The sequence below is a fragment of the Idiomarina sp. PL1-037 genome (assembly GCF_034422975.1).
Lineage (GTDB): Bacteria > Pseudomonadota > Gammaproteobacteria > Enterobacterales > Alteromonadaceae > Idiomarina.
Window position 1 is genome coordinate 1,556,370 of sequence record NZ_CP139873.1, and the last position, 12,779, is coordinate 1,569,148.

Sequence of the window (12,779 nt, forward strand, 5' to 3'; positions counted from 1 at the left end):
AAAATCAAGATTTCTAAATCAAAATTATTCCTATTTTTGCCCGTAAATTTACTTGATCGAAGTGGCAGTTAGACCTAGCATACTGTCCATTCCTAAGACACTAGATATTGTGTGAATATCGCCCTGTACAACTAATAAGCACAATATCTAGTGGCTACATACATATAACAAAAAGCTAAGAGTCGGCGCAGAATGAACGAGCAACTATATGTCACTAAACGCAGCGGCGAACGCGAACCGCTAAACCTCGATAAAATTCATCGGGTTATCATGTGGGCCGCTGAAGGTCTTAACAACGTTTCAGCTTCTCAGGTCGAGATTAAGTCTCACATTCAATTTTACGACGGTATTAAAACCGAAGATATTCACGAGACCATCATCAAAGCCGCTGCTGATTTAATTTCAGAAGAAGCGCCCGACTATCAATTTATGGCTGCGCGTCTAGCTATTTTTCACCTGCGTAAACGGGCCTACGGTAAGTTTGAGCCCCCCGTCTTTACGACCAGGTCAAGAAGATGGTTGCAGAGCATCGCTACGATGAGCACCTGCTGGAAGACTATACTGAAGCAGAATTTGACCAGATGGACGACATTCTGGATCACTGGCGTGATATGAACTTCTCTTACGCAGCAGTGAAGCAGCTCGAGAACAAATATCTGGTTCAGAATCGGGTTACCGGCGATATCTACGAAAGCGCTCAGTTCTTATACATTCTGGTAGCAGCTTGTTTGTTTGCCAACTACCCGAAAAGCACTCGTATGGACTACGTTAAACGTTTCTACGATGCCGCTTCTGAATTCAAAATCTCGCTACCAACACCTATCATGTCGGGTGTGCGCACGCCTACGCGTCAGTTCAGCTCCTGCGTTCTGATTGAAGCCGGTGATAGTCTCGACTCTATTAATGCCACGTCAAGCGCCATCGTAAAATACGTCTCTCAGCGCGCCGGTATTGGCATTAATGCAGGGCGTATTCGCGCTCTGGGTAGCCCTATTCGTAACGGCGAAGCTTTCCACACAGGTTGTATTCCGTTCTATAAATATTTCCAGACAGCAGTTAAAAGTTGTTCGCAAGGTGGTGTTCGTGGTGGCGCGGCTACCCTGTTCTACCCGCTTTGGCACCTGGAAGTTGAAAGCTTATTGGTACTAAAAAACAATCGCGGTGTTGAAGAAAACCGGGTTCGTCATCTGGATTACGGTGTGCAGTTTAACCGCACCATGTACCAGCGTCTGATTAAAGACGATTACATTACCTTGTTCAGCCCGTCGGATGTGCCAGGCCTTTACGACGCGTTCTTTGAAGATCAGGACGAATTTGAGCGTTTGTACCTTCAGTACGAACAGGATGAGAGCATCCGCAAAAAACGTATTAAAGCCATTGAGTTGTTTGGTTTGTTTATGCAGGAACGCGCCAGTACTGGCCGTATCTATGTACAAAACGTTGACCATTGCAACACGCACAGCCCATTCGACTCTAAAGTTGCTCCTATTCGTCAGAGTAATCTGTGCCTTGAAATTGCGTTACCAACTAAGCCTCTAAGTCATGTAAACGACGAAGAAGGCGAAATTGCCCTTTGTACTCTGTCGGCCTTTAACCTAGGCAAAATTGAGAGCTTAAGTGAATTTGAAAACCTTGCCGACCTAGCCGTTCGCGCACTGGATAGCCTGCTGGATTATCAGGAATACCCGGTCCCGGCCGCGTACAACGCGACAATGAACCGCCGTACTCTGGGTATTGGGGTTATTAACTTTGCTTATTACTTAGCCAAGCACGGTGTTAAATATTCAGACGGCTCTGCAAACGGCCTGGTTCACCAGACCTTTGAGGCAATACAGTATTATCTAATGCTGGCGTCAATGAACCTGGCTAAAGAAAGAGGTGCCTGCCCTAAATTTAATGAGACCACCTACTCTCAGGGCATTATGCCAACCGATACCTACAAGAAAGACCTGGATAAGGTTTGTGATGAACCTCTGCGTCTGGACTGGGACAAGCTTCGTGCCGACATCAAACAACACGGCATGCGTAACTCAACGTTATCAGCGTTAATGCCTTCTGAGACATCGTCACAGATTTCTAACGCGACCAACGGCATTGAGCCGCCTCGTGGTTTTGTCAGTATTAAGTCATCAAAAGACGGTGTCACCAAACAGGTTGTTCCAGACTACGAAAACTTAAAAGACAAGTACGAGCTGTTATGGCAAATCCCTAACAACAAAGGATACCTTGAGCTGGTTGGTATTATGCAAAAATTTGTCGACCAGACAATTTCTGCGAACACCAATTACGACCCAAGTAAATTCGAAGCCGGGAAAGTACCAATGAAGCAGCTTCTGCAGGACTTATTAACGGCCTATAAATTTGGCGTTAAGACGCTTTACTATCACAACACCCGTGACGGTGCTGCGGATAATCAATCCGATATTGCTGCACGTAAAGGTGCTGCTGCGTCTCAAGCTCAACCGACAGAAGTGATCATTGAAGAAGATGATGACTGTGCCGGCGGCGCCTGCAAAATTTAATAAGAAGGATGTTAGCGAATGTCGTACTCAACCTTTAATCAAGAGCAGAATAACCCGTTAACTGAGCCAATGTTTTTAGGCAACTCCGTTAACGTTGCTCGCTACGATCAGCAAAAGCACAGCATTTTTGAGAAGCTCATTGAAAAACAAATCAGTTTTTTCTGGCGACCTGAGGAAATCGACGTCAGTCGTGACCGCATCGACTTTAACAAGTTAACAGCCAGTGAAAAGCATGTGTTTATTTCTAACCTGAAGTATCAAACACTGTTAGATTCAATTCAGGGGCGTTCGCCGAATATCGCGTTATTGCCTATTGTTTCTCTTCCTGAGCTAGAAACCTGGATTGAAACCTGGTCATTCTTTGAGACCATTCATTCGCGCTCGTACACGCACATTCTGCGTAACTTGTTTAGTGATCCCAGCGAAGTCTTTGAAGACATCGTCATTAACGAGCAAATTAAAATTCGCGCTAATGACATCTCTAAATACTACGATGATCTTATTTTCTATACTCAACTGTTGCAGACGCACGGTGAAGGCGATGTCGTTGTTGAAGGTAAAACTCATACCGTAACGCAGCGAGAAATTAAGAAAAAACTGTTTTTATGCATTAATTCGGTTAACGCCCTGGAAGCTATTCGCTTTTACGTCAGCTTCGCTTGTACTTTCGCTTTTGCAGAACGTGAGTTAATGGAAGGCAACGCAAAAATTATTAAGCTGATTGCCCGCGACGAAAACGTTCACCTGACATCGACACAGCACATTCTTAACTTGTGGCAATACGGCGAAGACGACCCGGAAATGAAAGAAATTGCCGAAGAACTGCGCGACGATGCCTATGATATTTTCATGACAGCAGTGAAGCAGGAAAAGCAGTGGGCGCACTACTTGTTTAAAGACGGCTCAATGATTGGCCTGAATGAGAGCATGCTCTGTCAGTATGTAGAATATATTGCGAACTTACGTATGCAGGCCATTGGCTTTGACGCACCGTTTGAGAACCAGCGTTCCAACCCACTACCGTGGATGAACAAGTATCTGGTTTCAGACAACGTTCAAGTAGCGCCGCAGGAATCAGAAATTACCTCTTATCTTGTTGGTCAGATAGACAGCGAAGTGAATGCTTCCGACCTTGGGGACTTTGATCTCTAAGCTATGGCTAACACCTTTAAAGTCACTGTCAACGGTGGGCCCGAACTTGCCGTTGACGCGACTGAAGGCACCTTACTCGAGGCCTTAGAAAAGCATCAGTTAGAAATGCACTACCACTGCCGCAGTGGCTTTTGTGGTGCCTGCCGTAGCACCCTAAAGTCCGGTAAAATCCGTTATACAACAGAACCTCTGGCTTATGTCAGAAAAGGCGACATTCTGCCCTGCTGCTGCGTTCCGGAGTCAGATCTGGACATTGACCACTAAGTATTATTCATTAAACCGATTGTGGCCATCGTGCAGAACAATTGTTAACCAGCAATAAAATCTGGATAATGGCACTATAAATTTTTGTGAGAGAGGTATTTCATGTTTACAGTCATTTTTGGACGTCCGGGTTGTCCTTTTTGTGTTCGCGCCGTAGAAGTTGCGGATAAATTAAAAGCCGATATGGAAGATTTTGATTATCGCTATGTCGACATTCACGCTGAAGGCATCAGCAAAGCTGACCTGGAAAAAACGGTAGGCAAACCGGTACAAACGGTTCCTCAAATTTTTGTCGACGAACAACACGTTGGCGGTTTCACAGAATTTGAAGCCTACGCAAAAGAGAACTTAGGGCTTTATACAGCATAATTCTGTGTAAGTAATGTAACCCTATCGTAGAGGCGGCTATTTAGCCGCCTCTATTGCTTGTTTAACCCGCTTTTCTGACACTGGATACTTGGTTCCCAGTGTCTGCGCGAAAAATGACACTCTCAGCTCTTCAATCATCCAGCGAATTTCAGTAATGTCATCGGGAACCACCGAGCCTTTATTTTCATAAGCCTTCACCGCGGCTTTATACTGCTCTTCAAGGTTGGCCAGGGTCAGAGTCATCAATCTGTCCTTATTCGGGTCAACCGGTAGTTTCTCTAACCGACGCTGAATAGCTTTTAAATAACGCACAATGTCACTCAGGCGCTCCCCACCAAAAGCAGAGACAAACCCGGCGAAGACTAAGTTATCCAGTTGGTCCTGAATATCGCCCCGGGACTGGATCTGATCCAGTGGAATTTTACCTTTAAGAGACTTTCGAACCTGTTGTGACAATAGCAGGCACTGTTCAACTTCCAGGGCTATTTGTTCAACACGATCATTTAAATTAGCACGAACAATATCTTTTAATTGCTCAAAGCTCTTCTGCTCCCTAAGCCCATTGCCCTGCTCAATTTGTTCATGAATCAGGCCGTCCACTGCCGCAGCTATACAGTCGGCTATTAACGCATCCACTTTTCCCCAGGGGTTGAAGTACATGGCCAATTTGGCTTTATTCGACAGTGATTTCTGTAAATGCTTAATTGGCGACGGTATTTGTTGCAGTACCAACTCGCGTACACCGGCTTTATGATGCTTCTTCGCCTGCTCCGGGTTATCGAACAATTGCAGAGCAACCTGTCCTTTGCCTTTATTAATTAAGCCCGGATACGCCTTCAGCTCAAAACCTTGCTGGCGCTCGGTAATCACTTCCGGTAAGTCATCAAAGTCCCAGCTATCGACGCGCTCACGGCTAATATCGTCACCGGCGGTTTTCTCCAGCCGCTGCTGCACCTTACCCGACAGCTTCTGTTGAAGACCTTGTAAGTCACGTCCCTGACTAACCAACTTTTTGCCGTCAAGAATCTTAAAATTCATGCGTAAATGATCAGGCAGCGAGGACTCATCCCAACTTTCTTCCGGAACCGTCACGCCGGTCATACGGCGCAACTTAGTCGCCATAGCATCGGTTAAGCGCCCTTGCAGCGGTTCAATATCGGCTATAATCGCGCCAGCGAAGTTAGGTGCCGGTACAAAATTCCGGCGTAAGGTTTTCGGCAGCGACTTAATTAAGTGAGCAATTCGTTCCTCACGGAGCGCCGGAATATGCCAGTCGAAACCTTCCGGCCTCACCTGATTCAGAATACCCAGCTGAATATTCACGCTGACACCATCGTCTTCTGCGTTAGGTTCAAAATGGTAACTTAACGGCAATCGCAAGTTGCCCTGGCGCCAAAACTCCGGATATTCATTTTCTGTAATGTGTTCGGTGTCGCCGGCAATAAGGTCGTCGCGTTCAAAAAACAGCAGTTTAGGCTCTTTTTTAGCCGCCTTATGCCACCAGCCTGCCAGCAACTTCTCGTTATATATGCCTTCGGGTATGGCGCGGTCATAAGCCTCGAACAACACCTCTTCATCCACCAGAATATCGCGACGACGAGATTTCGCCTCCAGCGCCTGAACATCCTGAATTAACCTTAGGTTGTGTTGAATAAAAGGCAGCTTGCGCGTTAGCTGCGAATTAACCAGCCCTTCGCGAATGAATATTTCTCTGGCCTTAATCGGCGACACTGGGCCGAATTGAACGCGCCTTCTGGGCACCAGAATCAGCCCCAGTAACGTGACCTGCTCATCGGCAATCACACTGCCTTGCTTCTTCTCAAAGTGAGGTTCAAGGTATTGCTTTTTGACTAAATGAGGAGCCGCCTCCTCTATCCACAGCGGGTCGATGTCGGCATTAATACGCGCATACAATTTTGAGGTTTCGGCGAGCTCTGCGGTAACAACCCACTTTGGTGGCTTACCAAACAAACCTGAGCCCGGAAAAATATGAAAACGCGTTTGCCGCGTGCCCTGATATTCGTGTCGGTCTTCTTTAAAACCCACCTGAGACAATAAACCAGTAATTAAAGCCCGGTGTACTTGCTCGAAAGTGGCAGGTTCTTCATTAATGGATAACCCCATTTCCCGAACCGTTTGTCGGCTCTGCGTGTAAATATCCTGCCACTCACGCAAGCGCATAAAATGAATAAACTCACGACCCATTTGCTTACGGAACTGGTTTCCTGACAAGGCTTTCTGCTGTTCTTTGACGTAGTTCCATAAGTTGAGAAACGCCATAAAATCAGAGCTTTTATCACGGAAACGTTGGTGCCATTCGTCTGCTTTCTGCTGTGCATCGTGTGGCCGTTCACGCGGGTCCTGAATACTCAGAGCCGCGGTAATTATCAGCATTTCACGGACACAACCATATTGCTGTCCGGCTATGACCATTCTGGCCAGTCGCGGATCCAGCGGCAGCCGCGACAGTTGACGTCCCGTATCCGTTAATTTCGGTTGCTCATTTTTACGTCCTGGCTTAATAGCGTGCAACTCTTCCAGTAAGTTCAGGCCATCTTTAACAAAACGCTCATCGGGCTTTTGTACAAAAGGAAACTGGCGAATGTCACCCAGGCGCAACGACGACATTTGCAGTATAACCGCCGCCAAATTGGTACGGAGAATTTCCGGATCGGTATATTCCGGACGCTGCAAGAAGTCCTCTTCACTGTATAAGCGAATACAAATACCCGGACCAATACGGCCACAACGCCCCTTGCGCTGGTTGGCGCTGGCCTGTGAAATGGGCTCAATGGGTAAGCGCTGCACTTTAGTGCGGTAACTGTAACGGCTCATGCGCACGGTGCCCGGGTCAATTACAAAGCGTATGCCCGGAACCGTTAACGAGGTTTCTGCCACGTTGGTAGCAATAACCACCCGGCGCTGACTGTGCGACTGAAATACACGGTTCTGCTCGTGCGACGACAAACGCGCATACAAGGGCAAAACTTCCGTATTACGCAGCTGTAACTCCCCAATAGCATCCGCGTAATCACGAATTTCGCGCTCACCGCTGGCAAAAATAAGAATGTCGCCTTCGCTTTCCCGCTGCAGCTCTTCAACCGCGTCACAAACGCCTTGAAGTACGTCGGCATCAGCAGCCTTGCCGTCTTCTTTTGGCGGTCGATACCGAACTTCCACCGGGTAGGTTCGGCCGGTTACCGTCAGTACGGGAGCATCATGAAAGTGTTTGGAGAAACGTTCGGTTTCAATAGTCGCGGAGGTAATAACAACTTTAAGATCACGGCGTTTGGGCAGCAGCGTATGCAGAACCCCCAGCAAGAAATCGATATTCAGACTGCGCTCGTGTGCTTCATCGATAATAATGGCGTCGTATTGCAGTAGCAGAGGGTCTTGCTGCAGTTCGGATAACAGCATACCGTCGGTCATGAGTTTTATTGCCGTCGTCGGTGCGGTCTCATCCTGAAAGCGGATTTTATAACCCACCTGCTTTTTCGCGTGATCCTGCAGCTCATCCCCAATACGGGCAGCAACACTGCGTGCAGCCAGCCGCCGGGGCTGAGTATGACCAATGGTACCTTTGCGACCATACCCCAGTTCCAGCAACATTTTCGGTAGCTGCGTGGTCTTACCTGAACCCGTCTCACCGGCAATGACCACCACCTGATTCTGCTCAATGGCTTTTTTAATGTCACCACGCTGCTGGGCAACCGGCAACTCTTCGGGGTAACTAATATGAAACTGTTGCTGCTGACGCTCCAGGTACGCCAACTCAGCGGTCTCTATATCGCCCGCTATCCGCTCCAGCACCTGCTGCTGTCGTTGCTCATTTTTAATTTTACTCAGACCACGCAAACGACCGCGCAAAAGCGCGGCCTGTTGTGTTGTACATTGCTCTAATTGTGTCTGAAATTTATCAACAAAAGGCTGACTTTGTGATTTATCGTGCGATTTTTGACGACTCATAGACTCCGAACTTATTCATCCTCGTTATAAATAGCAATATGGGCATCACCTTCGCCCTTAATATAGCCACGATACATACCTTCGGTATTAAACGGCATAGCAATATTGCCTTCTGCGTCAATAATAATAACGCCTCCGGTACCACCCGCTTGTTCCAGCACACCGTGAATGACCTCATCGCCGGCTTCATTTACCGAAAGCCCTTTATACTTAACCCGCGAGCAGATATCAGCCGCCACGTGGAAGCGAATGAAGTATTCACCGTGTCCGGTCGCAGACACCGCACAGCTGCCGTTATCCGCCCAGGTACCGGCACCAATAATGGGGGAATCGCCTATTCTACCATAACGTTTGGCTGTCATGCCGCCGGTTGATGTGCCTGCACTTAATAACCCGTTTTTATCAACAGCCACAGCACCTACTGTGCCGTATTTGTAATCTAAATCCAGGTACTCCCAGGCTTGTTGCTCCGGCTGTTCACTTTTCTTAATGGTTTCTTTGGCGTTTTGCAGCTGCTGATAACGGTGCTCGGTATTGAAATAGCTATTCTCGACCTGCTCCAGCCCTTGCTGCCGGGAAAACTGCTCTGCGCCTTTACCACTTAGCATGACGTGTACCGACTCTTCCATTACTTCACGAGCCAGTTCTATTGGGCTTTTTACCGTTTTCACGCCAGCAACTGCACCTGCATTGCCGTTCAGACCTTCCATTAACGAAGCATCCAGTTCATGTTCTCCGTCCCAGGTATAAACCGCGCCTTTGCCAGAGTTAAACAGTGGCGATGCTTCCATTACCTGAATAGCCGCAATAACTGCGGTGGTGCTGTCACCACCTTCTTTCAATACCTTACGGCCAGCCTCTAAAGCTTCCGTCAATTTATCTTTGTAGGCTTGCTCTTGTTCAGCGGTTAAATTCGCGCGAGTAATAGTACCCGCTCCGCCATGAATGGCCATAGCGTATTCAACATCATGGTCATCCGCCTCTGCGGCTGGTAATAGCGATCCAAACGCAGCGGTGGCAAGTAATGCAGATAAGTAGAGTTTTTTCATTCTGACCTCGATTTTATTGTTATAGGCTAGATTGTTAGTCATAACATAGTCGCAGGAAAGCAACGAACTGACAACGAGGAGATATTCAGATGCCGACTTATCGCGTTGAGTACACACACTTAGGCGACAGACAGCAAATTACCCTGGAAGTCGATAATGAAGCACTAGATAACGAACAAAAGTTCAGAGACGCCGTCGCACAGCGTTTAGCTGAACGCATTCTGCCGCACGCTGAACTTGCTTTTCGCCACGAAGATGACCGTACATTAGAGCAAAAGCTGGATAAAGCCTATGATGTGCAAGTGAATAAAATTGAAAGGGAGTGAGTGGCTGAATTTATCTGCGGGCTCGTGCTATAGTTTTCCTTTTCCGCTGAGCAGTTAGGCTTATGGCACATAACGAACAAGAAACTTTCTACTGGCACGATTATGAGACATGGGGCGCTAACCCTTTAGTGGATCGCCCTGCACAGTTTGCCGGCTTACGCACAGACACTGATTTTAATGTTATCGGTCGGCCTTTAACGCTTTACGCTCAACCTACTCCGGACTTTCTGCCTAACCCGGAAGCGACTTTAATTACCGGAATAACACCGCAGCTTGCTGCGAAGCAAGGTGTCGGTGAAGCCGAGTTCAGCAAAGCCATAGCAAACGAGTTTCAAAAGCCTAACACCACCATTATTGGCTACAACAACATCCGTTTTGATGACGAAGTTACCCGTTTGCTTTTCTATCGCAATTTTTATGACCCTTACGAATACAGCTGGCAGAACGGCAATTCCCGCTGGGACTTAATTGATGTGGCGCGAGCCTGTTTTGCGCTACGCCCTGACGGTATTAACTGGCCGGAGAATTCTGACGGACAACCCAGCCTAAAACTGGAGCATTTGAGTGTTGCCAATGGCATTGAGCACGGCCAGGCGCACGACGCTATGTCAGACGTTCACGCGACCATTGGCCTGGCAAAACTTATCAGCGAAAAACAGCCTAAGCTGTGGCAGTGGGCTTACAGTATTCGCCGTAAACAGAAACTACTAAACCTGTTTAACTGGCAGGCACCAGAGCCTCTGGCCCATGTCAGTGGGTTTTACGGTACGGCTAACCGCTATTTGTCGGCTATATTGCCGCTGGGCTTTCATCCTAAGCAAAATAGCAACGTTATTGCCTGGGACTTGCGCATTCCGCCCATGGATTTTGCCGATAAATCGGTAGAAGAATTAACGGAGCTAACCTACACCAGTCGTAGGGAACTGGAAGAGCAAGGCTTACAGAAAAGCGGTATACAAAATATTCACTTGGGTCGCTGTCCTTTCTTAGCGCCCATTAAAACCATTTCTGCTGAAGCTGCTGATAGTGCCGCATTAGATACAGCCGCCCTGGAGACAAACGCTAAATGGTTACAGGAAAACAGCGACTTCCGCGACAAACTCATGCAGGTGTTTGAACAAACCAAAGAGTTTCCCCCCAGAACCGACGTTGATCACCAGATATATGACGGCTTTTTCTCTCCTCAGGATAAAAAGCATATGGAGATTATCCGTTCGTCAGAGCCACAGCAACTGGCCGGTCTGGAGCTGGACTTTCAGGACAAGCGTATGCCTGCACTGCTGTTTCGTTACCGGGCACGAAACTACCCGTCGACTCTTAGCGACAAAGAACTGAATCAGTGGCGTTTGTTTTGTCAGCAGCGCTTAATTGAGCCGCCAGAAGGCTTATTGTCCGCAGAGGACTTTGCACTGAAGCTTGAAGACTTGGCGAATCAGCAACAGGAAGACGCGCATAAGCTGCGGTTGCTAAAATCACTGTATGACTACGCCGCATCTCTCTGACGCTAACGCGTCGTTCGATTACATTTTAGTCGGAGCCGGTTCTGCCGGTTGCACCCTTGCCAACAGACTCACAGAATGCGGTAAGTTTCGAGTGTTATTACTGGAAGCCGGAACCTCACATGGTGGGTTCTTTTCGGACATGCCTTCAGGTTTTGCCCGCTTTATGCATAGCCGCAAATTCAACTGGCTTTACCGAAGTCAAAAAGAACCCCAACTGACTAACCCCAAAGGTTGTTATACACCGCGAGGGAAAATGCTAGGTGGCAGTAGCGGCATTAACGCCATGATTTATACTCGCGGGCTCACCAGTGACTACAACTCTTGGGCAGCTAAAGGTAACGAGGGCTGGAGTTACAACGACTTACTACCTTATTTTATAAAGAGTGAGAATAATAGTCGCGGTAACTCGAACTATCATGGAAGCAGAGGACCCTTAACCGTATCCGATGTATCTCCCTTTTACCCGGTATCAAAATGTTTCTTAGATGCCTGCAGCGAATATGGCTTGCCGCCTAACCCGGACTTTAACGGCGCACAACTGGAAGGACACAGTCCATACCAGTTCACAATGAAAGATGGGAAGCGATGCAGTGCTTATCATGCCTACCTGAAGCCAGCACTGAAACGAAGCAACTTAACGGTATTGTCCGGGTGCCTGACCGAGCGAGTGGTTTTTTCAGGGAAGAAAGCGACCGGAGTCTGTTATCAGCAGAATAACCGTCGATACATAGCCAGTGCGAAAAAAGAAGTTATTCTTAGTGCCGGTGCCTTTAACTCCCCCCAAATTCTGATGCGCTCCGGTGTAGGCTCAGCATCAGAGCTTGCAAAATTTGGAATAGAAAGGGTTTATGACAACCCGGCTGTCGGTAAGAACTTGCAGGAGCACGTGGACGTTAGCATACACTGCAAAAACAAAATGAAAGACGGCCTGACCCTGAGTCCGCTGGGGTTAATCAAGCTCTCAGTACCTTTTATTCAATATTTACTCACTAGCAAAGGCCAGCTGGCACATTCACTTGCTGAAGTCGGAGCCTTTTTCCGCTCATCGGATGAGGTTAAAGAACCTGACATTCAGGCTCACTTGTTACCCGTTATGTTTAACGACAGCGGCTACGACTGGAATCCTACCTTAAAACACGGATTCACCTGTCATGTCTGCTTGTTACGCCCAGAATCACGTGGGACAGTGCGCCTAAACCCTGACGATCCAATGGCAAAACCGCAAATTACTTATGGTTTTTTAGGCGAAAAAAGTGATCATAAGGCCTTACTCAGCGGCATAAGAAAAGCGTTAGAGATACTGAAGCAACCTGCTCTGGCAAAACACAATGGCGGGATCATTTTCCCCGACCCCAGTTTAAGCGACGCCGAACTTCTGGAGCAGATAAAATCCAAGGCCGGGCTTATTTATCATCCTGCGGGGACTTGTAAGATGGGGCCTAAAGACGATGCCGAAGCTGTGGTCGATCCTGAGTTAAAAGTAATAGGCGTTGAGAAACTCAGAGTAATAGACGCATCCATTATGCCTACCGTTATCAGTGGCAATACTAACGCTCCTACTATCGCTATAGCTGAAAAAGGCGCCGACTTAATAAAAGCCGACGCCTCAATTTACTAACTCAGATTAGA

8 protein-coding genes and 1 pseudogene are annotated in these 12,779 nt (G+C 47.6%); 7 read left to right on the plus strand and 2 right to left on the minus strand.

Annotation, left to right across the window (positions count from 1 at the left end; genetic code table 11):
* The first annotated feature begins 192 nt into the window (after positions 1 to 192).
* The 4 genes and pseudogenes from nrdA (at position 193) to U0358_RS07300 (ending at position 4,307) form a co-directional block, all read left to right on the plus strand.
* A pseudogene (nrdA, locus tag U0358_RS07285) lies at positions 193 to 2,522 on the plus strand (class 1a ribonucleoside-diphosphate reductase subunit alpha).
* A gap of 18 nt (positions 2,523 to 2,540) precedes the next feature.
* Entirely contained in the window at positions 2,541 to 3,674 is a 1,134-nt protein-coding gene (nrdB, locus tag U0358_RS07290) for a class Ia ribonucleoside-diphosphate reductase subunit beta (RefSeq protein ID WP_317496997.1), read from the plus strand.
* Positions 3,675 to 3,677: 3 nt separating this feature from the next.
* Positions 3,678 to 3,938 carry a class I ribonucleotide reductase maintenance protein YfaE gene (gene yfaE / locus U0358_RS07295; protein WP_317496998.1) on the plus strand — a complete coding sequence of 87 codons (261 nt, stop codon included), beginning with the start codon at positions 3,678 to 3,680 and terminating at the stop codon, positions 3,936 to 3,938.
* Between the two features lie 102 nt (positions 3,939 to 4,040).
* Positions 4,041 to 4,307, plus strand: a complete 267-nt coding sequence (locus U0358_RS07300) for a GrxA family glutaredoxin (RefSeq protein ID WP_011234612.1) — start codon at positions 4,041 to 4,043, stop codon at positions 4,305 to 4,307.
* Positions 4,308 to 4,343: 36 nt separating this feature from the next.
* Here U0358_RS07300 and hrpA read toward each other — a convergent pair whose 3' ends face one another.
* Both hrpA and U0358_RS07310 read right to left on the minus strand, forming a co-directional pair.
* Positions 4,344 to 8,273 carry an ATP-dependent RNA helicase HrpA gene (gene hrpA, locus U0358_RS07305; protein WP_322405794.1) on the minus strand — a complete coding sequence of 1,310 codons (3,930 nt, stop codon included), beginning with the start codon at positions 8,271 to 8,273 and terminating at the stop codon, positions 4,344 to 4,346.
* Positions 8,274 to 8,284: 11 nt separating this feature from the next.
* Complete coding sequence (locus U0358_RS07310; protein WP_322405795.1) at positions 8,285 to 9,322, minus strand: isoaspartyl peptidase/L-asparaginase family protein; 1,038 nt, start codon at positions 9,320 to 9,322, stop codon at positions 8,285 to 8,287.
* Positions 9,323 to 9,411: 89 nt separating this feature from the next.
* Between U0358_RS07310 and U0358_RS07315 the strand changes: the two genes are divergently transcribed.
* The 3 genes from U0358_RS07315 to U0358_RS07325 all read left to right on the plus strand — a co-directional run bounded on the left by U0358_RS07315 (position 9,412) and on the right by U0358_RS07325 (position 12,768).
* On the plus strand, positions 9,412 to 9,648 hold the full coding sequence (locus U0358_RS07315; protein ID WP_253619994.1) for a hypothetical protein: 237 nt from the start codon (positions 9,412 to 9,414) through the stop codon (positions 9,646 to 9,648).
* A gap of 62 nt (positions 9,649 to 9,710) precedes the next feature.
* Positions 9,711 to 11,150, plus strand: a complete 1,440-nt coding sequence (sbcB, locus tag U0358_RS07320; RefSeq protein ID WP_322405796.1) for an exodeoxyribonuclease I — start codon at positions 9,711 to 9,713, stop codon at positions 11,148 to 11,150.
* On the plus strand, positions 11,128 to 12,768 hold the full coding sequence (locus U0358_RS07325) for a GMC family oxidoreductase (protein WP_322405797.1): 1,641 nt from the start codon (positions 11,128 to 11,130) through the stop codon (positions 12,766 to 12,768). The genes sbcB and U0358_RS07325 overlap by 23 nt, the downstream gene beginning before the upstream one ends.
* Positions 12,769 to 12,779: the final 11 nt, after the last annotated feature.